Origin of the sequence: Variovorax sp. (assembly GCF_965279555.1) — a bacterium.
Taxonomy (GTDB): Bacteria; Pseudomonadota; Gammaproteobacteria; order Burkholderiales; family Burkholderiaceae_C; genus Variovorax.
Genome location: NZ_OZ257247.1, coordinates 878,622 through 903,278, shown reverse-complemented (window position 1 = coordinate 903,278; position 24,657 = coordinate 878,622). Strand labels below are relative to the sequence as shown.

Sequence of the window (24,657 nt, the reverse complement as noted above, 5' to 3'; positions counted from 1 at the left end):
GTCTCGCTTCGGTGCTTGCGAATTTTTTAATGAGCATTCACGGGGCCGAAGCCCGGTGTCATGCAGCACGATCGCTGCTTGAGAAATGAGTGAAAAGAAAAACAAAGAGGCCCGGAACCTTGCGGTGTCCGGGCCTCTTTTCGAGAGAGCTTGGGAGGTCTGCGACTACGCGCTTCCTCCACCCGGTTGCATCTGATCCTCGCAATCGCACGGCCACAGATTGGCCTGCGGGTTCTGCATCGGATACAGGGACTGCTCGAGTTGCTGCTGCGACGGCAGCAGGCCAAAGCCGAGGCCAGCACGCGACGCGACACGCACGAACACGTTCCCTGATGCGGGGCAAGTGCTGTAGATGCGGATCTGTGCGGCTTTCACGATGTGTGTCCTGTTGGTGTCGAGTGGGTTTGGACTGTAAATAGTCTTTACACAACCGTCAACAACCTTGAGCAAAAAAATTTTCAAGTACCGTTGCGGCAACGCATTCCTTCCCCTTCATCTCCAGGAGCCCGCATGGCGTCTTCGTCTCTCGCTGCACATCCGCACTACGACCGCCTGATCTCCGCCGCACGCGGCCTGCCGCCGTTGCGCGTCGCGGTGGTTCATCCGGCCAATGCCGTGTCGCTCGAAGCGGCCTTCTCGTCAGCCGCCCTGGGCCTCATCGCGCCAACGCTGGTTGGTCCGCGGGCAAAGATAGAAGCGGCGGCGCAAGAGGTCGGCATCGATCTCTCGAACACCACGATCGTCGATGCGCCGCACAGCCACGCTGCGGCCGATGCAGCGGTCGCGATGGCCTTGCGCGGCGAGGTCGATGCATTGATGAAAGGCAGCCTGCACACCGACGAACTGATGGGCGCGGTGGTGCGCCGCGAAGGCGGCCTGCGCACCTCGCGCCGCATCAGCCATTGCTTCGTGATGGACGTGCCGGGCCATGTGCAGCCGCTGATCATTTCGGACGCGGCCATCAACATCGCGCCCACGCTCGAAGAGAAAGTCGACATCGTGCAGAACGCGATCGATCTTGCGCACGCACTGCAGATGCCCGCGGTTCGCGTGGCGATACTGTCCGCCACGGAGACGGTCAACGCGAAGGTGCCGTCGACGCTCGATGCGGCCGTGCTGTGCAAGATGGCCGACCGAGGCCAGATCAGCGGCGCGGTGCTCGACGGTCCGCTGGCCATGGACAACGCCATCGATGCCGAGGCCGCGCGCATCAAGGGCATCAATTCGCCGGTAGCGGGCCGCGCCAATGTGCTGATCGTGCCCGACCTCGATGCCGGCAACATGCTCGCGAAGAGCCTGACTTTTCTCGGCGGTGCTTATGCGGCGGGCATCGTGCTGGGCACCAAGGTGCCGGTGATCCTCACGAGCCGGGCCGATTCCGAATCGGCCCGGCTCGCCTCCTGCGCGGTCGCCTCCATGCTTGCCAAGGCAGGCCGCGACAAGCTCATCAAGGCGGTCGGCTGAACGACGACAGTCAGCGCGCGCCGGCTACGATCGCAATGCCGCGGATCTGGCCCGCGCCCGATGCGGACGCCGGCTTCGCATAGCGCGCCGGCGCAAAGCGATGCAGCAACTCCGCCTCACGCACTTGCGCGGCTTCGAGGTTCGCGAGCTTGACGTGCCCGAAGCCGCGAATCGACATCGGCAGCGCGGCAATGCGTGCGGCCAGCGCCTGGTTGTCGGCTGACAGTTCGCCCGCCATCGCATCGAAGAGCCCGTCGAAATGCGCGATCAACTCACGCTCGGCACGCCGCTCGCCTGTACGGCCGAAGGGGTCGAACGCGGTGCCGCGCAGCCGCTTGCCATGCGCAAGCCATCGCATCGCGGGCAGCATCCAGCTGCCGATGCGGATCTTGGCGGGCGCTCGCCCGTGCGCGCCGCGTGCCACCACCGGCGGCGCCATGTGGAATTCGAGCTTCAGCTCGCCTTCGAACTGCTCCGAGAGCTTCTTCAGGAATGCACCGTCGGTGTAGAGCCGCGCCACCTCGTACTCGTCCTTGTAGCTCATGAGCTTGAGCAGGCTGCGCGCGGCATTTCGCGTGAAGGGCAGGCTTGCATCACCACCCTGCAATGCGGCCTCGCGTGCCTGCAGGCTGCGGATGCGCGTTTCGAAGCGATCCGCCCATGCGGCGTTCTGGTAGCCGGTCAAATGGCGGCGCGCATCGGCGATCAGCATGTCGAGCGGAAGCTCATCGGCCTGCGATGACTGCGCATCTGCAGGCGCGGCGCGCAGTTGGTCGAGCGCCGCAGGGTCTCCGGCCGCCAGCCGCCCCAGCGAAAACGCCGACTGGTTCGCGGCCACCGCCACGCCGTTGAGCTCGATCGCATGCATCAGCGCCTCCAGGCTCAGCGGCACCAGCCCGCGCTGCCATGCGTAGCCGGTCGCCACGATGTTCGCCGCCAACGTGTCGCCGAGGAACTCTTCCGCCAGGCTCTGCGCATCGAAAGTCTCGACCTGGTCTTCGCCCGCCACGAAGCGCATCTTCTCCAGCAGCAGGTCCACGTGCAGATCCGCATCCGGGTTGCGCAGCGACTCGGCCACCGGAATCTCGTGGATGTTCGCGAGCACCCGCGTGCGACCGTGCCGCACGGTCTGCAGCGCATCGGCCGATGCGCCCACCACCACGTCGCAGGCCAGGATGGCATCGGCCTGTTGCGTGTCGATGCGCACCTGGTGCAGCCGCTCGCGCGAATCGGCCAGCCGCACGAAGCTCAGCACCGAGCCGCCCTTCTGCGCGAAGCCCATGAAGTCGAGCACGCTGGCGGCCTTGCCTTCCAGGTGCGCGGCCATCGCAATGACCGCGCCGACCGTCACCACGCCGGTGCCGCCCACGCCGGTCACGAGCAGGTCGTAGGGCGCGCTCCATGCGTGCGCGGCCGGATGCGGCAAGGCACCCACGCGATGCAGGAACGCATCGCGTCCCGCCGCCAGTGCACCGCTCTTGCGGCGCAGCTTGCCGCCCGTAACGCCAACAAAGCTGGGGCAGAAGCCCTTGGCGCAGGAGTAGTCCTTGTTGCAGCTGGTCTGGTCGATCTTGCGCTTGCGGCCCATCGGGGTTTCCTGCGGCAGCACCGCCACGCAATTGCTCTGCACGGTGCAGTCGCCGCAGCCTTCGCACACTGCCTCGTTGATGAAAAGGCGCTTGGGCGGATCGGCCAGTTCGCCCTTCTTGCGGCGGCGGCGCTTCTCGGCGGCGCAGGTCTGTTCGTAGATCAGCACCGTCACGCCCTGCATCTCGCGCAGGCGGCACTGCACGTCGTCGAGCGCGGCGCGGTCGTGGAACTCGGTGCCTTGCGGAAAGCGCCCTTTGATGTCGTCGTACTTGCCGATCGCATCGCTCACCACCACGACCTTGCTCACGCCTTCCGATTCCACCTGCCGCGCGATGGCGTCCACGCTGATGACGCCGTCCACGGGCTGGCCACCCGTCATCGCGACCGCATCGTTGAACAGGATCTTGTAGGTGAGCGTGGCCTTGGCCGCCACGGCCTGCCGGATGGCGAGGTAGCCCGAGTGGTAGTAGGTGCCGTCGCCCAGGTTCTGGAACACGTGCGGCGTCCTGGTGAACATGGCGTGCGAGATCCAGTCGACGCCCTCCCCGCCCATCTGGATCAGCCCCGCCGTGCTGCGGTCCATCCAGTTGGCCATGAAGTGGCAGCCGATGCCCGCGCGCGCGGTGGAGCCTTCGGGCACCTTGGTGCTGGTGTTGTGCGGGCAGCCGGCGCAGAAATACGGCACGCGCTTCACTGCATCGCTCGCATTGCCCAGCAGTTCGGGCGGCGTGAAGTCGCGCACATGCTGCAGGTGGTCGCCCAGGTCGCGGTTGTCGGGAAAGTGCACCGCCAGCCAGTGCGCGACCAGCTCGATGAGCCTCGACGGCCGCAGCTCGCCGAGCGCCGACACCAGCGGCTGGCCGTCGCGGTCGTGCTTGCCCACGAGCACGGGGCGGGCATCGGGCGGTGCGTTGTAGAAGATGTCGCGCAACTGCGTCTCGACGACGGCGCCCTTCTCCTCGACGATGAGAATTTCTTCGAGCCCCTTCGCAAAGGCCTTGATGCGCGTCTGCTCGACGGGAAAGCTCAGGCCGATCTTGTAGAGCCGCACGCCGGCGCGGGCCAGTTGCTCCGGCGAGAGTTCGAGCCGGCGCAGCACTTCCATCAGGTCATGGTGCGCCTTGCCGCAGGTGACGATGCCCACCTTGGCGTGCTCGCTCACGATCACGTCGCGGTCGATGCTGTTGCGCCTGGTGAAGGCGGCCACGGCCGCGAGCTTGTCTTCGAGCCGCGACTCGATGCGCAGCGACGGCAGGTCGGGCCAGCGGTAGTGCAGGCCGTCCGCCGGCGCGCTGTGGCCGGTGGCGGCACGCACGGTGTCGGCGTCTTCCCAGGCCTCGACGCGCGCGTTGACCACGTCCAGGTCCACCGTGCCCGCGCTCTCGACCACTTCCGACAGCGCCGCCATGCCGACCCACGCGCCCGAATAGCGCGACAGCTCATAGCCGTACAGGCCGAACTCCAGGTACTCGGCCACGCAGGAGGGCTGCATGACCGGCATGCGCCAGGCCATGAAGGCGTGGTCGCTCTGGTGCGGCATCGACGACGACACGCAGCCGTGGTCGTCGCCCGCCACCACCAGCACGCCGCCGTGCGGCGACGAGCCATACGCGTTGCCGTGCTTGAGCGCATCGCCCGCGCGGTCCACGCCCGGGCCCTTGCCGTACCACATGGCGAACACGCCATCGACGGTGCGCTCGGGGTCTGACTCGACACGCTGCGTGCCCAGCACCTGCGTGGCCGCAAGCTCTTCGTTCACGGCAGGCACGAAGCGGATGCCGGTCTGCTTGAAGCGCTCGCCCGCCTTCCAGATGGCCTGGTCGACCATGCCCAGCGGCGAGCCGCGGTAGCCGCTGACGAAGCCCTGGGTATGCAGGCCGCGCGCCGCGTCGCGCCAGCCCTGCATCACCAGCACGCGGATCAGCGCCTGGGTGCCGGTGATGAAGACCGAGCCCGAGGGGGCCCAGAGGTTGTCGGAAAGCTGGTAGCCGGGCCGCCTGAGCGCGGTCGCGTTGTGTGGGGCGTTCATGCCCGGAATTGTTCTGCCGCGCTCCGGGGAAGTGCTTCTTCAATGCACTAGCGAAGACCCTTGTTTGGAGAAGAAACCACTTCAAAAAAGCACAAAAAGCTCTTCTTATTCTCTGATTGTCCAAATCCCGAGAAAGTCCGACGCTTCAAGCTCAGTCCTGCTTGCGCATCGCAAAGAAGCCGCCCGCCACCAGGATGAACGCCCCGATGATCACCTTCTGCCAGGTGCTGGGCACGCCGGCCATGATGAGCACGTTGTTGATCAGCGTGACCAGCACCACGCCCAGCAGCGTGCCGCCCACCGTGCCGCTGCCGCCGGTGATGCGCGCGCCGCCCAGGATCACGGCGGCGATCACGTCCAGCTCGTTGCCCACCAGGTCGAACGGGTTCGCCAGCCGCGTGCTCGACACGTGCACGATGCCCGCCAGCCCCGACAGGAAGCCCGCGTACGCGAACACGAAGACATGCACCGTGCGCAGGTTGTAGCCGAGCCGCTCCGCGATCGGGAGGCTGCCGCCGATGGCGTACACCGCGCGCCCGATCAGCGTGCGGTTCAGCAGCCACCATGTCAGCACCGCCGCGAAGGCGAGCACCAGCACGGTCGCGGGCAGCACCGCGTGCAGGCCCTGCGGCGTGTCGAAGCGCCAGAGCGCCAGCTTGCCGAAGGCGTCCATGGGTGCCGGCACGTTCATGAAGAACACGGTGCCCACGAAGGTCAGCAGAATGCCCCGGTACAGGTACTGCGTGCCGATGGTCACGATCAGCGAAGGCGCCTTGAGCCAGTGCACCAGCAGCCCGTTGAGCACCCCCAGCAGCGCGCCGCTCGCGGCACCGGCGACCAGCAGCAGCGCGATGGGCGCTTCCGGAAAGTAGTTCAGCACCAGCTTGGTGATGCTGTACATGGTGAGCGCGGCAATGGCCGCGAACGACACGTCGATGCCGCCGGCCGCCAGCACGATCAGCACGCCCAGCGCGAACAGACCCAGCACCGTGCAGGCGCGCACGATGTCGAACAGCACGGGCAGCTGGAAAAAGCTCGGGTTGATGGCGCCGACCGCCAGGCTCGCCAGCACGATCAGCGCCAGCGTGAAGACCGAGGGGCGCTGCGCGAGCCAGCCGCGCAGAGAGACCCGCGCCTCTGGCGGGGGCGGGGCCGATTCCGGCGTGGCCGGCGCGGAATGCGCTTGCATGGTGGAAGCCGTCATGAGAATGCGGGGGAAGGTGTGTCTGAAACCAGCGCGTGATAGAGATCGCTCTCGGCGAGCCCCGGCGCGTCGAAGTCGTTGGCGATGCGGCCCTTGCGCATCAGCAGGATGCGGTCGCAGTTCTGCAGCAGCTCCTGCAGGTCGTCGCTCACCAGGATCACGCCCAGCCCCTGCTCGGCCAGCCGCTGCACGATGCGGTAGATGGTGTCCTTGGAGCCCACGTCCACGCCCACGGTGGGGCCGTGCAGGATCAGCACGCGCGGCCCGATGGCCAGCCAGCGCCCGATGAGCACGCGCTGCTGGTTGCCGCCCGACAGCGACTGCACCGGCCGGTCCACGTCGGGCGTGGCGATCTGCAGATCGGCCACGGTGCGCTCGGCCAGCGCCTGGCACTGCCGCGCGTCGAGCGCGCCGAAGCGCCCCCGCAGGCGGTCGAGCACTGCGGTGACGATGTTGTCGCGAATCGGCTTGTCGAGGAACAGGCCCTCGCTCAGGCGGTCTTCGGGCACGTAGCCGATGCCCTGGCGGATGCCGTCGGTGGGCGTCTTCAGCGAGATCTCCCGTGCGTCGAGCAGCACGCGCCCGCGGTCGGCGGCCTGAACGCCTGCCAGCGCCAGCGCCAGCTCGTTGCGGCCGGAGTCGAGCAGCCCGGTCACGCCGAGGATCTCTCCCTTGCGCAGCGTGAAGCTCACGTCGCTGAACTGCGCGCCGCGGCCCAGCGATTCCACCTTCAGCAGCTCTTCGCCGCCGTGCGAGCCGTGGCGGTAGCGCTCGCCGTCGAGGTGCTTGCCGGTCATCCAGTGTGCGAGTTCGGCCTTGGTGAAGTCACGGATCGGGCCCTGCGCCACCTTCGTGCCGTCGCGGAAAACGATGGCCTGGCCGCCCATGGCGATGCACTCGTCGAGCTTGTGGCTCACGAACAGCACGGCCACGCCCTGCCCCCGCAGCGCCTCCACCACGTGGACGAGGTTGTCCACCTCCTTCTGCGTGAGCGAGGTTGTGGGTTCGTCCATGATGACCATGCGCGCGCGCGTGGCCACTGCACGCGCGATGGCCACGAGCTGCCGCGTGGCAATGGGCATTTCGTCCACGCGCCGCGCAAGGAACGCCGCATCGGTCGGCAGCTTCACCGCCTGCAGCGCGCGTGCGGCGGTGGCCGCCAGCGCCTTGCGGTCGAAGCGCCGCGCCAGCCTGCCGCCGGTGGCGACAAGCTGCTCGCTGAGCGCGACGTTCTCGGCCACGGTCATGTTCGGCAGCAGCGACAGGTCCTGGTAGACCGTCTCGATGCCCAGCGCGAGCGCCTGCAGCGGCGACAGCGATTCGTACGGCCTGCCATCGATCACGATGCGGCCCTGGCTCGGGGGCTGCGCGCCCGAGATGATCTTGATCAGCGTGCTCTTGCCGCAGCCGTTCTCGCCGAGCAGGTGGTAGATCTCGCCTGCCTCGATCGTCAGGTCGATGCCGCGCAGCGCGTGCACGCCCGCGAAGCGCTTGTGCACGTCCTGCACCTCGAGAAAGACGCGGCGCCCCGCCGGCGCGGCCGGGGCGTGGGTAGAGGGCGCTGCAAGGTTCATGGCTCGCAGGCTCAGAAGGCGTACTTCTTGTAGTTCTGCTTGTCGACCTCGACCCAGGCCTGGCCCGTGACGACGATGCCGACGCCCGGCCCCTTCTTCACCGAAACCTTGTTGTAGCCCGGCACGCCCATGTCGGTGCCCTCGGTGATGGTCTTGCCGTCGAGCAGCATCTTGGCCGCCTTGTTCATGACGATGCCGGCGTCCTTCGGATCCCAGAAGGCGATGCCGCCGACCGCGCCCGACTCCAGGAACTTGGCCGCTTCGCTGGGCAGGCCGGTGCCGAACACGCAGACCTTGCCCTGCAGGCCGGCCTCTTCCACCGCGCGTCCGATGCCCAGCACGTCCAGCGAGGACGAGCCCTGGAAGCCCTTCAGGTCCGGATACTTGCGCAGCATTTCCTTGGCCTTGCCGTAGGCCTTCTCGGCGTCGTTGAGCGATTCGTTCTTGGCGTCGACCAGCTGCATCTTGGGGTACTTCTTCGCGTTCGCCGCGCCGCCGTCGGCCCACTGCACCTGCGACTGGCTGCCCAGCGAGCCGACCAGCGAAGTCCACTTGCCCTGCTGGCCCATGCAGGCGGCCAGGCGCTCGTTGATGCGCGCGCCGTAGGCCGTGTTGTCGAAGGCCTCGATGTCGACCATGGTGTTCTTCTGGTTGTCGGCCTCGTGCGTGACGACCTTGATGCCGCGCTCCATCGCGCGCTTGAGCACCGGCTCCAGCGTGGGCGGGTCCATCGACACGACCGCGATGGCGTCGACCTTCTTGGCCACCAGGTCTTCCACCAGGCGCTGCTGTTGCGCGGCGTCTGACTGGGCCGGGCCGATCTGGCGCGTGGCGACGCCCGGCGTGCTCGCGCCGAACTCCTTCACGCCCACTTCCATGCGGTTGAACCAGCTGATGCCGGTGATCTTCACCACGGTGACGATGTCCTGCGGCTTGCCCTGCGCATGAAGCGCCGACGCGAAAGCCACGGTGCCCAGTGCCAGCACGGAGCAGGCGATCTTGGTTTTCTTCAGCATGTTCGTTTGTCTCCTAGCCCTCGGTGGTTCTCTGCGTCGCGCCAGGAGGGGGCTGATGCGGCGGTGCGCTGGTGCGCGAAACGGAAATGAAGCTGCGCAGGTCGCTCAGGCTCAAGCGTGCCGATGCCAGGAAGAACAGCAGCAGCAGGCCCCAGGCGCAATCGCGGAAGAAGTTGGAGATGCCCAGCAGGTTGAAGGTGCTCGACAACAGCTGCAGCGCCACGGCCGAGAAGAACAGGCACACCATTCGCCCGTAGCCGCCCTGCGGCCGCACGCCCGCCATCACCGTGATGAGGATCGCGATCAGCAGGTAGGAATTGCCGTAGTCCGACTTCACGCTGGCCGTGCGGGCCGCGATGATCACGCCCGCCACCGCCGCCAGCACGCCGCACAGCGCATACGTGGCAATCAGCATGCGGCCTTGCGGAATGCCCGCGTAGCGCGCCGCCTTGGCATTGGTGCCCAGCAGGAAGAGCCGGATGCCGAACGGGCTCTGCTTGAGCAGCCAGCCGATGGCCAGCAGCATCACCACGAAGATCGCGAAAGGAATCGGCACGCCCAGCACCGTCTCGTTGCCGATGGCCGAGAGCGGCTCCGCATTGCCCACGCGCAGGCTGGAGCCTCCGGTAAGCACCACCGCCAGTCCGGTGTAGACCAGTTGCGTGCCCAGCGTGCAGAGAATGGGCGTGAGGCCGACGCGCGCGATCAGCACGCCGTTGAGCAGCCCGCCCGCCAGCCCCACCGCTATCGCAATGGCCGCGAAGGCGCCGGTGTAGAGCCACGGCGAGGCATCGGGCTGCACCAGCATCGGTGCCAGCGTGGCGGCCACCACCCCCGAGAGGTTGGCCAGCGCCACGCCGGAGAGGTCGATGCCGCCGTTGCCGGAGATCATCGACAGCGCAACGCCCATGGCGAGCAGGCCGAGTTCGGGCAGTTGGCCGCCCATCGACTGGAAGTTGTAGACGTCGAGGAAGTCGCCCTTTGAAAGCACGGTGGCGACCACGAGGATCGCGACGTTGATGCCGACCAGGAAGTTGAGCTCGCGGTCCGAGAACCTGAATTTCACGAAAGACTCCTTTGCGGTTCGCGGTTCAGGCTGCCGCCCGGCCCAGCAGCGCATCGACCTCGGCGCGGGTGGGCATCGACGGCGCGGTGCCCGCGCGCGTGACCGAAATGGCCGCCACGGCGGAGCCGAAACGCGCGGCCTCCAGCGGCGACGCGCCTTCGGCCAGCGCGGCCGCGAAGCCGCCGTTGAAGGCATCGCCCGCGCCGGCCGTTTCCTTCACCGCGCCGGCATGGAACACGGGCAGGTGCACCGACTGGTTTGCGCTGTGCAGCAGCGCGCCCTTGTCTCCGAGCGTGATGAGCGCGCAGCCCACCCCCTTGGAAAGAAAGAAGTCGCCTGCCCGGCGCGCGTCCTCGATGGTCTCGACGGCAATGCCGCTCAGCGCGGCGGCTTCATGCTCGTTCGGCGTGATGTAGTCGCACAGCGGGTACACGGCATCGTCGAAGGGCAACGCGGGCGCGGGGTTGAACACCGTCACCGTGCCTGCCGCACGCGCGAGTTCCAGGCCGCGCTGCGCGGCGCCGGCGGGCTGCTCCAGTTGCGTGACGAACACGCGGGCGCCGCGGATGGCATCGGCGGCGGCATCCACGTCGTCGGTATCGATGAGCGCCGCCGCGCCGGGCACCACGATGATGGCGTTGGCGCCCGTGACCTCGTGCACGTAGATGAAAGCCGCGCCGGTCGGCTGCGTCGTCACCTGCGGCACGCGCGGCGTGATGCCTTCCTGCTCCCACAGTGCGAGCGCGTTGGCGCCGAAGGAGTCCTGTCCGAGCTTGGAGATGAAGGTCACCTGCGCGCCTGCGCGCGCCGCCGCCACCGACTGGTTCGAGCCCTTGCCGCCGGGGCCCATGGCAAAGCCGGAGCCGGCGATGGTCTGGCCGACGCCCGGAAGATCAGCCGCGCGGAAGGCGAGGTCCGCAACGAAGATGCCGAGCACGGCCACGCCTTGCTGCTGCGAGGAAAAGGCGTTCATCGCGATTCAGGCCTCGGGGGCGAGCACGCCCTTCTTGAACACGAAGCAGCCGTAGAAGCGGCGCTCGCCGGTGGCGATCACGCAGTACGCGCGGCGCGCGGCCTCGTAGAAGGCGAAGCGATCGATGGACCCCATCGGCCGTGGGCGCCCTTCTGCCGCATCGATCTCGCGCTGCATTTCCAGCTGCACCGGCGGAATCTCGCTCGGCTGGCCCATGATTTCCATGCGCCGCGCCGGATCGTCCACCGCGTTGTCCAGCGGCAGCACCGAAAGAATGGCGCGCGCCGCTTCGGTGGTGCCCACGCCGTCGATGCGCAGCAACCGGCCCAGCGCGGTCTGGCGTGCGACCGAGTCGGCCGGGAAATTGGCGTCGCACAGCACCAGTTCGTCGCCATGGCCCATGGCGCGCAGGGCGTAGAGCACGTCCGCGTTGAGCAGCGGATGAATGGACTTCAGCATGCGGTCTGTCTCCTCGAAATGGAACGGCTGTCGCGATTGCGATCTTAGGTAAAGAAAACGTTTGCGCAAACGTTTGCTATTTGGGGATTTCCCTTGGTTCGTGTGGCGCGCACAACGGCCGCTCGCTCATTCGCCATAGGGAATCCAGATGTTCTTGACCTGCGTGGCATGCCGCAGGAACGCGGGGCCCTCGGCCGAGGCCGGGTCATGCCAGTCGGTGGCAAGGCCGTGGTCGGCCAGCGTGCGCTTGAGGTTGCCGACCGACAGCAGTTCGGCATCGCGCGACAGTTCCTTCGCACCGAAAACCCAGAGCGCATCGACGTCGTCGTGCTCGGCCAGCGTGCGCGCGAGGCTCGCGGCCGGGCCGGTCACGAGGTTGACGACGCCGGCCGGCAGGTCGGAAGTCTCCAGCACCTGATAGAAGTCGGTGGCGACCAGCGCGTGCTTCTCGCCGGGCACGATCACCGTGCGGTTGCCCATGGCCATGAGCGGCGCGAGCAGGCTCACGAAGGACAGCAGCGGCGCCTCGTCGGGACACACCACGCCCACCACGCCGATCGCCTCGACCGTGGCCAGCGCCACGCCGCGCAGCGGCGGCACATGCACCGCGCCTTCGTACTTGTCGGCCCAGGCGCCGTAGGCGAACAGGCGGCCCACCGATGCGTCGACCTCGGCCTGCGCGGCCTCCGCGGCAACACCGGTCAGGCTCGCGATGCGCGCGGCAAACTCGCCGGCGCGGGCCGAGAGGTTTTCCGCGAGGTAATAAAGCGCCTGCGCGCGGCGATGCGGCGTCGCGCTCGACCAGCTCGCCGCGGCGCGCGCCGCGGCCACCGCGTTGCGGATGTCCTTGCGGTTGCCCGCACCCACCTCGCCGGCACGCTGTCCGCTGGCTGCGAAGGCCGGGCGCGACAGTTCGCCGTCGGGCCGCACCTGCTTGCCGCCGATGAAGAGCTTGGCGGTGCGGTCGATGGCGGGCAACGCGGGGGAAGACCCGTTCCCGGTCTTCGTTGCAGCTTCGTTTGCCGCCACGGCGGCGACCACTTCTGCGGAGCGCGGCTTGCGCTGCGCCCAGGCACGCGGCTTCAGGTATTCGTAGCAACCTTCTCTTCCGCCTTCGCGGCCGTAGCCTGATTCACGGTAGCCGCCGAAGCCCACGCCCGCGTCGAACAGGTTGGTCGCGTTGACCCACACCACGCCTGCGTGCAGCTGTGGCGCAATGCCCAGCGCGAGGCCGATGGTCTCGCTCCACACGCTGGCGGCGAGGCCGTAGCGGGTGTTGTTGGCCAGCGCGACGGCTTCGTCGGGCGTGCGGAAAGTCATCGTCACCATCACGGGCCCGAAGATCTCCTCGGTCGCCACGGTGGATGCCGGTTGCACGCCCGTCAGCAGCGTCGGCGGAAAGAAGCTGCCGCCCGGCGGCAGCGCGCCCGGCGCCTGGTAGCAGCTCGCGCCTTCGCGCACGCCGGCGGCCACCAGCGAGCGCACGCGTTCGAGCTGCGTGGGGTCGATGAGGCTGCCCATGTCGATCGCCTTGTCCAGCGGCAGGCCCACGCGCAAGGTCTGCATGCGGCGCTTCAGGCGCGCGATGAAGTCGTTCGCGATGCCTTCCTGCAGCAGCAGCCGCGAACCGGCGCAGCACACCTGCCCCTGGTTGAACCAGATGGCGTCGACCACGCCTTCGACGGCGGCATCGATGTCCGCATCGTCGAACACGATGAAGGGCGACTTGCCGCCCAGCTCCAGCGTGAGCGACTTGCCCGTGCCCGCCGTCGCGGCGCGGATCAGCCGCCCCACCTCGGTCGAGCCGGTGAAGGCGATCTTGTCCACGCCGTCGTGCGCGACCAGCGCCGCGCCCGTGGCGCCGTCGCCCGTCACCACGTTGAGCACACCGCGCGGCAGGCCTGCCTGTGCCGCCAGTTCAGCGAAGAGCAAGGCACTCAGCGGCGTGAGCTCCGCCGGCTTCAGCACCACGGTGTTGCCCAGCGCCAGCGCGGGAGCGATCTTCCAGGCCAGCATCAGCAGCGGGAAGTTCCACGGAATGATCTGGCCGACCACGCCCAGCGGCACATGGTCGGCGAACTCGCGCTCCTGCAGCTGTGCCCAGCCGGCATGGTGATAGAAGTGGCGCGCGGCCAGCGGCACGTCGAGGTCGCGCGCCTCGCGGATCGGCTTGCCGTTGTCCAGCGCCTCGACCACCGCGAGCAGGCGCGCATGGCGCTGCACCATGCGCGCCAGTGCGTACAGATGCCGTGCGCGGCCATGGCCGCCGAGGGCATGCCAGCCGGGCTGCGCGGCGCGCGCCGCCGCCACGGCGGCATCCACGTCCTTCGCGGAGCCTTGCGCAACGCGCGCCAGGCGTTGGCCGGTTGCCGGCTCGGCCGTGTCGAAGTGCACGCCGTCGGAAGCAGGCGTGAAGCGCCCGTCGATGAAGTGGCCGAAGCCTTCGGCATGGCGCGCGAGCCATTCGCGTGCGTCGGTGTCGCTCTCGGGCGCGGGGCCGTAGTCCATGGTGTCGAAATAGCGCGCGACGCTGCTGCTGCCGGCGGAGTTGTTGTTGCTGCTGATGCTGCTCATCGGGCTCATCCGATCGGGTGGCGGTTGTAGGCCGAGTAGCGGCCGGTGATGTGGTGCTCGAGCTGGCGCTCGATGTCGGCCAGCAGCGTGGAAGCGCCGATGCGGAACAGATCGGGCTCGAGCCAGTCGCGGCCCAGCTCTTCCTTCATGAGTACCTGATAGTCGAGCGCGGTCTTCGCGGTGGAGACGCCGCCTGCCGGCTTGTAGCCCACGCGCAGGCCGGTGCGGGCCTCGTACTGGCGGATCATCCGCAGCATCGCGAGCGTGACCAGCGGCGTGGCGTTGACGCCCTCCTTGCCGGTGGAGGTCTTGATGAAGTCGGCGCCGGCCATCATGCAGACCATCGAGGCCTTGGCGACGTTGCGCAGGGTCTTGAGCTCGCCCGTCGCGAGGATCGCCTTCACGTGCGCCGCGCCCGCCGCGCGGCGGAAATCGAGCATCTCGTCGTAGAGCTTCTTCCACTGGCCGGTGAGCACGTGCTCGCGGGTGATGACGATGTCGATCTCCGCGGCGCCGTCGCGCACCGAGGCTTCGATTTCCTTGAGCTTGAGCTCGTGCGGAATCAGGCCCGCCGGAAAGCCCGTGGATACCGCCGCCACCGGAATGCCGGTGCCCGCCAACGCCTCGACTGCGGTCGAGACGAAGCGGTGGTACACGCACACCGCCCCGGTATGCAGCTTGCGGTCGGCGAAGCCGAGGGCGGCCAGCAGGTCCGGGCGCACCGGCATCGCGGCCTTGGCGCAGAGCCGCTTCACGCGCTCGGCCGTATCGTCGCCGCTGAGCGTGGTCAGGTCGATGCAGGTGATCGCCTTGAGCAGCCAGCCGGCCTGCGCGTCCTTCTTGACCGAGCGGCGGCCGGGCAGCGTGGCCACGCGGCGCTCGGCAGCGGAGAGGTTGAAGCGGATGCCTTCGATCCAACCCGCATCGAAGGGCTGGGCGGTGTTGCGGGGAGCTGCGGCATGCGCCTGCGCGGGTGCCGCCGGCACGGCCGGGGCATCCGCGTTGGCAGAAGCCGGCGGCGCCGGGCGCGAGCGCACCGCGCCGCTGGGGCGAACGAGGGAGGTGGAGGTCATGGATGGGCGGGCGCCGTCAGGCGCAAGGGCCGCGGCTGCGGCGGGCAGGCAAGGGGCATGTCTTTGTCTCCGGGCTGCGCCGCATGGCTGCTCAGCCTCGATGTTGTTCGTGTTGGCCTAAATGTTATTACAACAACATTTATCTGTGCAATATGTTTTTCAAGAAACATTAATCCGGCGTGCGATGCCCGATACTCCGGCACGTGGATCTGAGAAAACCGAACATGCGAAGAACAGCCGGAGCCGAAGCCCGGGCCATGCGCCTGGCCAGGATGCAGGAACTCGTCGAGGCCGGCGGCCCGCTGCCCATCAAGCAGGCGGCCCTGCAGCTCGACGTGACGGAAATGACCGTCCGTCGCGACCTGTCGTCGGCCGAATCTCCCCTCACCGCCCTCGGAGGCTATGTGCTCGCCACCACGCTGCCCGGTGCCGAGCGCTACTCGCTCGACGAGGCCAGCGACCAGCACGCGGCCAACAAGCGCCTGGCCTGCGAACACGCCGCCAGGCTGGTGCAGCCGCACGACAGCCTGTTCATCGACTGCGGCACCACCATGGTCCATTTCGCCGAGGCGCTGCCGCCCGAGATGCCGCTGAGCGTGGCGTGTTACTCCACGAACATCGCACAGGTGCTGAGCCGCCGCCCGAACACGCAGTTGATGCTGCTGGGCGGGCTCTACCACCCTTCTTCGGCCACCTTCTTCTCCGACGAGGGCCTGCAGTACCTCGCCAGGCTGGGCGTGAGCAAAGCCTTCATCTCGGCGGGCGGGATCGACCTGAAACGCGGCGCGAGCTGCTCCAACTTCCATGAAGTGCCCGTGAAGCAGGCGGCCATCCGCTGCGCGTCGCAGAGTTTCCTGGTGGTGGACGAAAGCAAGCTCGGCACGCTGCGCCCGGCGTTCTTCAGCCCGCTCGATGCCTTCGCACGCATCGTGGTGGGCGGCTCGCCCGAGGCTTCGCTGAAGAAGCAGTTCAAAGACCTGCCGCTGGAATTCGCGCGCGCCCGCGACGCATAGACGCGGCGCCGGCGGCGGCCGGGGCACGGCACCGCCCGGACACATCGATCAGTGAGAATCGCTGCGACGCCACTACCTGCGATCCCGCGATGAATGCCGGCACCGTTTCACTCGACGAGCACTGCCTCAAGATCCTCTCCGCGCTGCAGCACGACGGCCGCCAGACCGTGCAGCAGATTTCAGAGACCGTCGGGCTGTCGCCAACGCCCTGCTGGAAGCGCATCAAGGACATGGAGGCGGCCGGCGTCATTCGCGGCTACACCACGCTGGTCGACCCCGAGCAGGTCGGCCTGCACGTGTCGGCCGTGGCCGAGGTCAACCTCGACCGCCACAGCGAGGCGATGGTGCAGCGCTTTGAAGAAGCCGTGGCCGCGAGCCCGCAGATCATCCGCTGCGTGTCGGCCACCGGCCCGGCGGACTACATCCTCAACGTGACCGTGCCCGACATGAAGCACTACGAGCGCTTCCTGCACGAGGTTCTGTTCAGCCTTCCCGGCGTGACGCACGTGCGCTCGAGCATCGTGCTGCGCGAGATCAAGTCGGAAACGGCGCTGCCGCTCGACCACCTGCTGCCGGGCACGCCGGGCAAGCCGCGCGCCACGGGGTCGCGCAGAAGCTAGACGCCGCTCAAGGGTATCGGCGCGGCGTGCCGGGGGTCGTGTGGAGAATGACCACCTCCTCCGCCCCGATAGCGCCTCGACCATGCCCCTGCCCAAGCCCCTCCTGCTGCAACGCGCCTATCTGCTGCTCATCGCCGTGCTGGTGTTCGTCGGCTGCTGGGTCGCGCCCATCGACGCGCCCGCGCGAGCCCAGGTCAACGACGGGCTGAAGCGCGCGCTGACCACCTTTGCCGCGGCACGCGCGCTGGGCGCGGTGGTGTCGGTGGCGCAGGGCACGCAGGTCGACGCCACGCCGGGCGGCGTGGGTGTGAGCTTCGCGCCGGGGCAGGCGCTGAAGCCGCTGAACGAACTCATCGAGCAATTCGCGGCGGTGATGCTCGCGGCCAGCGTGTCTTTCGGCATTCAACTGGTGCTGCTGAGCATCGGCGCGCACCACCTGATGTCCTACCTGGTCTGTGCCGTGGCGCTGGCGTGGATCGTGTGGCGCTGGCGGCGCGGCAGTTCGCCGCGCTGGCTGCAGTCGGCGTTGATCGGCCTGCTGCTGGTGCGCTTCGCGGTGCCGCTGGCGGCCGTGGCGAACGAAGGCCTCTACCGCGTGTTCATGGCCAACGACTACCAGGTTGCGCTGTCGGGCATCGAGAAGTCGCCGACCGCCGTGGTCGATGCCACGCAAGAGGCACCCGTGGCGCAGGAAGGCTGGCGCGACCGCGTCGAACGCTGGCTGCCGAAATTGCCCAACCTCAAGGCGACTTACGACCAGATCCTGAAATCCGCCTCCGACTGGGCGGAGCGCATCGTGAAGCTGATCGCCCTGTTCGTGCTGCAGACCATCGTGCTGCCGCTGGTGTTCCTGTTCGCGGCGTGGCGGCTCGCGCGGGCCGCGATACGCGAACCGGTACGCAAGTAGGCGCAGTCGCCCGACCGGCCGCCGCTGCAACGGAAAGCAGGCCTACTGCGCCACCCCGTGGCCGTAGCAGGCCTTCAGGGCCGTGTAGTCGTAGTAGTGGGCGGTGCCCGCCTTCTTCGCGCCGTCGCAGGACGCCTTGAAGTCGGTTTCCTTCTCGTTGTAGAGCATCTTCACCAGCAGCTTGCCGCTGGCGTCGGCGTACACGTCCCACTGCATGTTGGCCGCCATCGGCGACACGTACTCGCCGCGCCATGGGTTGCTGCCGTAGCTGAAGCTGGCGGCCTTGGGCACGCTCTGGTCCACGCCCTTCAGGCCCATGCGCACGGCAAAGGGCATGAGGATCTCGGCGTGCGCGAAGCGCAGCTTGGCGGCATGCGAGCGGTCGCCGCGCGCGATGGCGTCGACCTCGTTGAACATGTCGTCCACCAGGATCTGCGACATGCGCGAGGTGATGTCGCCCTTCTCGGTCATGCCGGGGCCCTTGTCGTAGAAGTCGGAGCCGTCGTTGAGCGCGGCGAAGAACTTCGCCTGCGCGGCGGGCATGTAGGCGGCGAAGTCGACGCCGGCCTCGCTGCGCATGGCCGGCGCGATCACGTAGAGCTCGTACAGCAGCGAACCGGCGTCGCCCGGCGACTTGATCGTGGTCTTGCCGTCACCGCTCAGGCTGGCCGAGAACTTGCCGTCGTCGCTCGCGAAAGTGCGAGTGCCTGTATTCGCGAAGCTGTAGCTGCCGTCGGCGATCCTGTCGACGAAGCTCTTGGCGAACAGGCGCTCCAGCAGCACCCGGCCGGCCGCGGCGGCTTCCGGCGTGACCGTGAGGCCACTCTGCTTGGCTGCCAGGTCGGCGTCACCGGACTTGTAGGCCTGGTAGGCCTGGCTGTCCTGGTAGGTCGTGTAGAGCGGGTCGGCCGGCTTGGTCACCTGGTCGGTGGCCTTCACCAGCTTGTGGAAGTACAGCAGGAAGCGGTTGGTGCCGGCCGGCTGGCTTACAGCGGTGCCGGTGTCGGGGTAAGGCGCCGGTGCCGCCGGGTAGGTGACGAGCGGCGCCAGCGCGGGCTGCGCCGCCTTGAGCGACTGCACGAAGAAGTTGCCGCTGTCGACCGCGCGGTCGACGCCGGAGGTCACGGTCACGATCTGCCGAGGCGCCGAGCCGGCGCTGTCGCCGACCTGCTTCCAGTAGGCCGGCAGCCGCTGCACCAGCCGCGCCGCCAACTGCGTGTGTTCGTTGATGCCGACCTGCGTCTCGTTGCCGTAGCCCGGTGTGCTGATGCCCGCCACGCCATAGCCCAACAGGAAGTTGGCCTTCATGATCTTCAGCACGTCGGGCCCGAGCTTCTGCCCAAGCGGCGTGAGCGCACCGTCGTCCCGTGCCTTCTCCCACATGTTGTAGACGGCCAGGTCGTACTTGAGGCTGGACAGCCCGCGCGAGCCGTGGCGCGCGATCATTTCGGTGTAGACCGGCGCAAAGCCCGCGGGCGGCGCCTCGTAGGTGCTGACGTCCTGCTGCGGACGGTATGGCGCCTTGGTCTGGTAGTAGCGGTCGGTCAGGGCCGCGGCGGTCAGCACGGCCTTGATGTCGTCGCCGGCTGCGGCCGATGCCAGCGCATCGCGGATGCGCTGCAGCCCCTCGTCGGACGCGGCCTTGAGCGCGGCCTTGGCCGCCGGATCACTCTCGGTGTTGAAGTCGACCAGCAGCTTGGCCGCAACCACGCCGACCGAGATGGCGACCTTGCTGCTGGCCGCCTTGAAGTCGAGGCCGCCGGCTTCCATTTCAGCGACCACGGCGCTCGACTGGTAGTCGACGACGCCCGGTGCCTCTTTCGGCGCGCGCAGCACGAGCCGCGAGGTCACCGGCTTCGAGGTGGAGGTGGCGGGGTCGAGTTCGGTGGCATCGGTGCCGATCTCGGCCACGATGCCTGCGCTTGCGCCGGTCAGCGCGAAGGCGCCCTGCTTGTCGGTACGCGTGGAGGGCTCATCGGCATCGCAGCGGCCGTTGGCGTTGATGTCGAGGCAGACCTTCGCGTTGACGAAATAGCTTCCCACGACCACACCGCTCACGCTCGTGGCGGCAGGTGCCGGCGCGGGAGTCGTGGCGGCCGGAGGCAGCGAAAAAAGAACACCGCCGCCACCGCCTCCCCCGCCGCAAGAGGCCAGCAGAAGCGCAACAAGGCCAAGGGACGAAGACGGCACGCCGGTCAAGGCACGGGGAAAAGGCAGGTTCGGCAACATGGAGGAAGGGCAGGAAACAAAAGTTTCGAATCCTTCCATCCGTGCATGACGCGCCTATGACCCGCGGCGCAAGCAGGAACAAGCCTAGGAAACGACCTGGTAGTACAGGTTCTGCGGATGCCTGGCCTGCGCGAAGAAGAACCAGCGCTCGGCCAGCAGGCCCGGCGCCTGCACCAACGCCGCGAGCAGCCACGGCAGCACCGAAGCGCTCGCGATGCCCCAAGTCGCCAGCGACGCGGGCAGCACGAAAGCCAGCAGCAGGAAACCGAGCTTCATGTTCCCGAGCGCCGCAAGCGACACGCCATGGAAGAACTCCCGCGTGTTGAACGACCCGGCCGACATGCCCATCGACTTCTGCACCAGCTTCTGCGCGCGGATACCCGTGGCCGACTGCAAGGTCGACTTGTGGCGCAGGCGCGCATTGCGCCGCAGGGCGCCGCCGCGCGCGGCCCAGGCGGCCAGCGTGGCAATGAGCGCCCATGGCCCGAACACCTGCACGAAGCGCGCCTCGCCGCTCGAGGCCGCCATCGCGCACGCCAGCACCAGCCCAGACGACAGGCCGATCAGCGTGAAGTTGAGCACCGTCAACGGGTGCGCCCATTCCTCGATGAAGCGCAGGCAGGCGTAGATCATCGCGGTGCAGTACCAGAGCAGCATCGCACCGTAGAGCACCAGAAGCGGCAACAGCCACGACCACGGCGCGCCGATGCCCAGCCGCAACGACAGCCACCACAGCGCCACCAGCGCGATGAACACCGGCAGCACGATGACCTCGCGCGACATCCACGAGGTGCGCCACATCAGCACCGCCCGCCATGCGCGCGTCTTGCGGCCCAGGTGCATGAACGATGCGGCAAGGCCCGCCACCAGCAGCACCTCGGCCACGCCCAGCGCAATGCCCAGGAAGCCCGGCGCCAGCTCCAGGCCGAACAGCACCGCCAGCGCCAGCGCGCACACCAGGCCCTGCGCGGCGCCGGCCAGCGTGGTGAAGAAAAGAATCGAGAACGCGGGATGCATGCGGCTACTCCTTAGCGTCCGCCGGCTGCGTGATGTGCCGGGGCAGGTAATGGTTGGCCGGGCTGGTCTCCCATTCGGGCATCAGCTGGTAGCCGCCGCGCTCGCGGATGGCCTTCGACACTTCGGAGTCCGGGTCTTTCACGTCGCCGAAGATGCGCGCGCCGGTCGGGCAGGCCTTCACGCAGGCGGGCTTGCGGTCTTCCTTGGGCAACTGCTCGTCGTAGATGCGGTCCACGCACAGCGTGCACTTGGTCATGACCTGGCGCTCCTCGTCCAGTTCGCGCGCGCCGTAGGGGCAGGCCCATGCGCAGTACTTGCAGCCGATGCACTTGTCGTAGTCGACCAGCACGATGCCGTCTTCCTTGCGCTTGTAGCTTGCGCCCGTGGGGCACACCGGCACGCACGGCGGGTCTTCGCAGTGCAGGCAGCTCTTGGGGAAATGGATGGTCTCGGTGACGGGGAAGGCGCCGGCCTCGTAGGTCTGCACGCGGTTGAAGAAGGTGCCGGTGGGGTTGGCGGCATAAGGGCGTTCATCGGCCAGCGGGCCGGCGCTGCCGGAGGTGTTCCATTGCTTGCAGGAGGTGACGCAGGCGTGGCAGCCGACGCAGACGTTGAGGTCGATGACGAGGGCGAGTTGCTTGGCAAGGGTTTCGCCTTGTTCGGCGCGCATGGTGTTGACATTGCTCCCTCCCCCTCTGGGGGAGGGTCGGGGTGGGGGCACGCCGGCCTTCAATGCGGCGAGGCTTCCAGTTCCGACGCCGATGCTCCCACCCCCGCCCTCCCCCAGAGGGGGAGGGAGCAACACGGGGGACAGCAGATCTCTCAACCACTGCATCATTTCTTCCCCCTCCCCGCAAAGTACGTCAACACACTCGCCGCCTTCCCCAGCACCCCGGGCACCACCGGCATGCTCGCAACCTGCGGATAGCTTTCTTCAGGCTCTCCGGGCTCCGCCGGCCGTATGCGCACCCGCACGTCGTACCACCCCGCCTGCCCGGTGATCGGGTCCGAGTTGCTGATGGTCCCGCTGGCAGTGCCTTCGCAGGGCAGTTCCTCGCTGATCAGGTGGTTCAGCAGGAAACCCTTGCGCGCCTCGTCGGCTCCAGGTGCCAGTTGCCATGCACCGTCGGCCTTGCCGATGGCGTTCCAGGTCCACACGGTGCCGGGCTCCACAGCCTCGCTGTAGCGCAGCATGCAGCGCACCTGGCCCCATCTGCTTTCCACCCAGCACCAGCCGCCGTCCGCAATGCCCGCCGCCTGCGCGGTCAGCGGATTCACGTGCAGGTAGTTGTGGCTGTGGATCTGCCGCAGCCATGCGTTCTGCGAGTCCCACGAGTGGTACATCGCCATCGGCCGCTGCGTGAGCGCGTTGAGCGGATAGGCGGCCAGGTCGGTCGCCGCTTCTTCCAGCGGCGGATACCAGAAAGGCAGCGGGTCGAAATACGTGTCGATGCGCTCGCGCAATGCATCGGGCGGTTGCCGCCCCGGGCTCTTGCCCTGCGCCGCGAGCCTGAAGCTCTGCAGCGTGTCGGAGTACAGCGCCAGCTGCACCGGGTCGTTGCGCTGGCGCCAGCCCTTGTCCTTCGCGAAGTCGAGGTACTCGCGGTTCCAGTTGCGCATGTAGTGCATGGTCTCGGGCATGTGGTACTGGAACACGCAATTGTTCTGCGCATAGGCCTCCCACTGCTTGGGGTTGGGCGCGCCGCGCAGGTGCTCGGTGCCCTCCTTGCCGCGCCAGCCCATGAGAAAGCCGATGCCCGGCTGAGGCTCGAAGTTGACGACGAAGTCCGGATAGCCCGTGTACTTGCGCCCGCCCTCGGGCGTGGTGAAGGCCGGAAACTTGAGCCGCGAGGCCAGCTCGATCAGCACCTCCTGGAACGGCCTGCACTCCCCCGTCGGCGGCACCACCGGCACGCGCACCGAATCCACCGGCCCGTCGAACTCCGAGATCGGCCGGTCGAGCATGCCCATCACGTCGTGCCGTTCGAGGTACGTGGTGTCGGGCAGCACCAGGTCCGCAAAGGCCACGGTCTCGCTCTGGAAGGCGTCGCACACCACCAGGAACGGGATCATGTGCTCGCCCTTCTCGTCCTTGCGGTTGAGCATCTCGCGCACGGCCATGGTGTTCATGCTCGAATTCCAGGCCATGTTGGCCATGAAGATCAGCAGCGTGTCGATGCGGTAAGGGTCGCCCTTGGCCGCGTTGGTGATCACGTTGTGCATGAGCCCGTGCGCCGACAGCGGGTGCTCCCACGAGAAGGCATGGTCGATGCGGATCGGCGAGCCGTCGGGGTTGACGGCCAGCTCGTCCGGACCGGCAGGAAAGCCCAGCGGAGCCGCATTGAGCGGCGTGTTCGGCTGGATCATGCCGGGGTCGTTGAAGGCCCGGTAGTTGGGCACGATGTGGCGCGGATACGGCGCCTTGTGCCGGAAGCCGCCGGGCGCGTCGATGGTGCCGAGCACGCTCATCAGCACCGCCAGCGCACGCACCGTCTGGAAGCCGTTGGAGTGCGCCGCCAGACCGCGCATCGCATGGAAGGCCACCGGCCGCGCCTGCGTGGTCGGGTGCTTCTTGCCCCAGGCGTCTGTCCAGGGAATCGGCAGCTCGAAGGCCTGCTTGAGCGCGGTCTCGCCTATTTCGCGCGCCAGCTTGCGAATGCGCCCCGCGTCGATGCCGGTGATGGCCTGTGCCCACTCTGGCGTGCAACTGGCCACGCGATCGCGCAGCAGCTGGAACGACGGCGCCACGCGCGTGCCGTCGGCCAGCGTGTAGTGGCCTTCTAGCGCCGGGTCGCAGCCATCTGCGATGCCTTCAGGGTACGCGTTCTTCACGCTGCCGCTGGCCTTGTCCCACACCAGCTTGTTGTGCGGGTTGCGCCCGTCGCCGGGCGGGCCGCGTTGCGAGTCGGGGTCGAAGGCGAACAGTCCCTGCCGCTCGCAGTCGTCGAGCACCACGAGCTGCGGCGCATTGGTGAAGCGCTTGAGGAAGGCATGGTCCACCAGCTCGCTCGCGATCAGCTCGTGCAGCAGCGCCATGAACAGCGCGCCGTCCGTTCCCGGCTTGATGGGAATCCACTCGTCGGCAATGGCCGAGTAGCCCGTGCGCACCGGGTTGATCGAGATGAAGCGCCCGCCCGCGCGCTTGAACTTGCTGATCGCGATCTTCATCGGGTTGCTGTGATGGTCTTCGGCGGTGCCGATCATCACGAACAGCTTGGCGCGCTCCAGGTCGGGCCCGCCGAACTCCCAGAAGCTGCCGCCGATGGTGTAGATCATTCCCGCAGCCATGTTGACCGAGCAGAAGCCGCCGTGCGCCGCGTAGTTGGGCGTGCCGAACTGGCGCGCGAACAGGCCGGTGAGCGCCTGCATCTGGTCGCGCCCGGTGAACAGCGCGAACTTCTTCGGGTCGGTGGCGCGTATCTTTGCGAGGCGCTCGGTCAGCAGCTCGTAGGCGCGCTCCCAGCTGATGGGCTCGAACTCGGCCGCCCCGCGCTCGCTGCCGGCCTTGCGCAAGAGCGGCTGCGTGATGCGCGCGGGCGACACCTGCTTCATGATCCCCGACGAGCCCTTGGCGCAGATCACGCCCTGGTTCAGCGGATGGTTCGGGTTGCCGTCGATGTAGCGCACCTCCGGGCCCTTCTCGCCCTCGCGCAGATGCACGCGAATGCCGCAGCGGCAGGCGCACATGTAGCAGGTAGTGGTCTTGACCGTGGTGTCGGCCGTGGGAGTGGGCGCCGACAGCGGGTCGTGCACGGGCTCGCGGGACAGGAAACTGAACACTGTCGGTCCTTTGTTTTCAGGCGTGGCAAAGCCGATGTTAGGCATCCTCGATCAATCGGAAAAGCGCAG

Annotated in this window: 18 protein-coding genes; 4 read left to right on the top strand and 14 right to left on the bottom strand. The window is 67.9% G+C overall.

Translation table 11 applies throughout. The annotated features are described in order from the left end of the window. Positions 1–165: 165 nt before the first annotated feature. A complete protein-coding gene (locus ACQY8B_RS04395; RefSeq protein WP_422085580.1) occupies positions 166–375 on the bottom strand; it encodes a hypothetical protein in 210 nt (69 codons plus the stop codon). Positions 376–510: 135 nt separating this feature from the next. Here ACQY8B_RS04395 and ACQY8B_RS04390 point away from each other — a divergent pair, with 135 nt between their 5' ends. Beyond that, the gene (locus ACQY8B_RS04390; protein ID WP_422085579.1) at positions 511–1,464 is read left to right on the top strand and encodes a phosphate acetyltransferase; all 954 of its coding nucleotides are present in this window, start codon (positions 511–513) and stop codon (positions 1,462–1,464) included. 10 nt (positions 1,465–1,474) lie between these two features. On the opposite strand, the gene ACQY8B_RS04385 is transcribed toward ACQY8B_RS04390, so the two are convergent. From ACQY8B_RS04385 to deoC, 9 genes are all read right to left on the bottom strand, one after another. Next, complete coding sequence (locus ACQY8B_RS04385; RefSeq protein WP_422085578.1) at positions 1,475–5,083, bottom strand: indolepyruvate ferredoxin oxidoreductase family protein; 3,609 nt, start codon at positions 5,081–5,083, stop codon at positions 1,475–1,477. A 151-nt stretch (positions 5,084–5,234) separates the two neighbouring features. Then, complete coding sequence (locus tag ACQY8B_RS04380; RefSeq protein WP_422085577.1) at positions 5,235–6,287, bottom strand: ABC transporter permease; 1,053 nt, start codon at positions 6,285–6,287, stop codon at positions 5,235–5,237. Further along, positions 6,284–7,861 (bottom strand): sugar ABC transporter ATP-binding protein, encoded by a 1,578-nt coding sequence (locus ACQY8B_RS04375; protein ID WP_422085576.1) that lies wholly within the window; start codon positions 7,859–7,861, stop codon positions 6,284–6,286. Before ACQY8B_RS04375 ends, ACQY8B_RS04380 begins: the two co-directional genes overlap by 4 nt. 11 nt (positions 7,862–7,872) lie before the next feature. Beyond that, positions 7,873–8,877, bottom strand: a complete 1,005-nt coding sequence (locus tag ACQY8B_RS04370) for a substrate-binding domain-containing protein (RefSeq protein ID WP_422085575.1) — start codon at positions 8,875–8,877, stop codon at positions 7,873–7,875. A gap of 13 nt (positions 8,878–8,890) precedes the next feature. Then, positions 8,891–9,943, bottom strand: a complete 1,053-nt coding sequence (locus ACQY8B_RS04365; RefSeq protein WP_422085574.1) for an ABC transporter permease — start codon at positions 9,941–9,943, stop codon at positions 8,891–8,893. 25 nt (positions 9,944–9,968) lie between these two features. Then, entirely contained in the window at positions 9,969–10,916 is a 948-nt protein-coding gene (locus ACQY8B_RS04360) for a ribokinase (RefSeq protein ID WP_422085573.1), read from the bottom strand. A gap of 6 nt (positions 10,917–10,922) precedes the next feature. Beyond that, on the bottom strand, positions 10,923–11,375 hold the full coding sequence (locus ACQY8B_RS04355) for an RbsD/FucU family protein (RefSeq protein ID WP_422085572.1): 453 nt from the start codon (positions 11,373–11,375) through the stop codon (positions 10,923–10,925). Between the two features lie 126 nt (positions 11,376–11,501). Further along, a complete protein-coding gene (locus tag ACQY8B_RS04350; RefSeq protein ID WP_422085571.1) occupies positions 11,502–13,949 on the bottom strand; it encodes an aldehyde dehydrogenase family protein in 2,448 nt (815 codons plus the stop codon). A gap of 5 nt (positions 13,950–13,954) precedes the next feature. Continuing rightward, positions 13,955–15,022 carry a deoxyribose-phosphate aldolase gene (gene deoC / locus ACQY8B_RS04345; RefSeq protein ID WP_422085570.1) on the bottom strand — a complete coding sequence of 356 codons (1,068 nt, stop codon included), beginning with the start codon at positions 15,020–15,022 and terminating at the stop codon, positions 13,955–13,957. 224 nt (positions 15,023–15,246) lie between these two features. Here deoC and ACQY8B_RS04340 point away from each other — a divergent pair, with 224 nt between their 5' ends. From ACQY8B_RS04340 to ACQY8B_RS04330, 3 genes are all read left to right on the top strand, one after another. Then, positions 15,247–16,035 carry a DeoR/GlpR family DNA-binding transcription regulator gene (locus ACQY8B_RS04340; protein ID WP_422085569.1) on the top strand — a complete coding sequence of 263 codons (789 nt, stop codon included), beginning with the start codon at positions 15,247–15,249 and terminating at the stop codon, positions 16,033–16,035. Positions 16,036–16,124: 89 nt separating this feature from the next. Further along, on the top strand, positions 16,125–16,655 hold the full coding sequence (locus ACQY8B_RS04335; RefSeq protein ID WP_422085568.1) for an Lrp/AsnC family transcriptional regulator: 531 nt from the start codon (positions 16,125–16,127) through the stop codon (positions 16,653–16,655). 82 nt (positions 16,656–16,737) lie between these two features. Continuing rightward, entirely contained in the window at positions 16,738–17,562 is an 825-nt protein-coding gene (locus ACQY8B_RS04330; protein ID WP_422085567.1) for a hypothetical protein, read from the top strand. Positions 17,563–17,604: 42 nt separating this feature from the next. Here ACQY8B_RS04330 and ACQY8B_RS04325 read toward each other — a convergent pair whose 3' ends face one another. From ACQY8B_RS04325 to ACQY8B_RS04310, 4 genes are all read right to left on the bottom strand, one after another. Continuing rightward, positions 17,605–19,620, bottom strand: coding sequence for a histidine-type phosphatase (locus ACQY8B_RS04325; RefSeq protein WP_422085566.1), 2,016 nt, complete (start codon positions 19,618–19,620; stop codon positions 17,605–17,607). 255 nt (positions 19,621–19,875) lie between these two features. Then, complete coding sequence (locus ACQY8B_RS04320) at positions 19,876–20,808, bottom strand: dimethyl sulfoxide reductase anchor subunit family protein (protein WP_422085565.1); 933 nt, start codon at positions 20,806–20,808, stop codon at positions 19,876–19,878. A 4-nt stretch (positions 20,809–20,812) separates the two neighbouring features. Next, positions 20,813–21,478 carry a 4Fe-4S dicluster domain-containing protein gene (locus ACQY8B_RS04315; protein WP_422085564.1) on the bottom strand — a complete coding sequence of 222 codons (666 nt, stop codon included), beginning with the start codon at positions 21,476–21,478 and terminating at the stop codon, positions 20,813–20,815. A gap of 164 nt (positions 21,479–21,642) precedes the next feature. Further along, the gene (locus ACQY8B_RS04310; RefSeq protein ID WP_422085563.1) at positions 21,643–24,588 is read right to left on the bottom strand and encodes a molybdopterin-dependent oxidoreductase; all 2,946 of its coding nucleotides are present in this window, start codon (positions 24,586–24,588) and stop codon (positions 21,643–21,645) included. Positions 24,589–24,657: the final 69 nt, after the last annotated feature.

Bases quoted from the DNA above. Each gene is read 5' to 3' on its own strand.
- ACQY8B_RS04330 (WP_422085567.1), top strand. From the start codon at position 16,738: ATGCCCCTGCCCAAGCCCCTCCTGCTGCAACGCGCCTATCTGCTGCTC.
- ACQY8B_RS04360 (WP_422085573.1), bottom strand. From the start codon at position 10,916: ATGAACGCCTTTTCCTCGCAGCAGCAAGGCGTGGCCGTGCTCGGCATC.
- ACQY8B_RS04350 (WP_422085571.1), bottom strand. From the start codon at position 13,949: ATGAGCAGCATCAGCAGCAACAACAACTCCGCCGGCAGCAGCAGCGTC.
- ACQY8B_RS04385 (WP_422085578.1), bottom strand. From the start codon at position 5,083: ATGAACGCCCCACACAACGCGACCGCGCTCAGGCGGCCCGGCTACCAG.
- ACQY8B_RS04320 (WP_422085565.1), bottom strand. From the start codon at position 20,808: ATGCATCCCGCGTTCTCGATTCTTTTCTTCACCACGCTGGCCGGCGCC.
- ACQY8B_RS04375 (WP_422085576.1), bottom strand. From the start codon at position 7,861: ATGAACCTTGCAGCGCCCTCTACCCACGCCCCGGCCGCGCCGGCGGGG.
- ACQY8B_RS04335 (WP_422085568.1), top strand. From the start codon at position 16,125: ATGAATGCCGGCACCGTTTCACTCGACGAGCACTGCCTCAAGATCCTC.
- ACQY8B_RS04315 (WP_422085564.1), bottom strand. From the start codon at position 21,478: ATGCGCGCCGAACAAGGCGAAACCCTTGCCAAGCAACTCGCCCTCGTC.
- ACQY8B_RS04380 (WP_422085577.1), bottom strand. From the start codon at position 6,287: ATGACGGCTTCCACCATGCAAGCGCATTCCGCGCCGGCCACGCCGGAA.
- ACQY8B_RS04390 (WP_422085579.1), top strand. From the start codon at position 511: ATGGCGTCTTCGTCTCTCGCTGCACATCCGCACTACGACCGCCTGATC.
- ACQY8B_RS04370 (WP_422085575.1), bottom strand. From the start codon at position 8,877: ATGCTGAAGAAAACCAAGATCGCCTGCTCCGTGCTGGCACTGGGCACC.
- deoC (WP_422085570.1), bottom strand. From the start codon at position 15,022: ATGACCTCCACCTCCCTCGTTCGCCCCAGCGGCGCGGTGCGCTCGCGC.
- ACQY8B_RS04340 (WP_422085569.1), top strand. From the start codon at position 15,247: ATGCGAAGAACAGCCGGAGCCGAAGCCCGGGCCATGCGCCTGGCCAGG.
- ACQY8B_RS04355 (WP_422085572.1), bottom strand. From the start codon at position 11,375: ATGCTGAAGTCCATTCATCCGCTGCTCAACGCGGACGTGCTCTACGCC.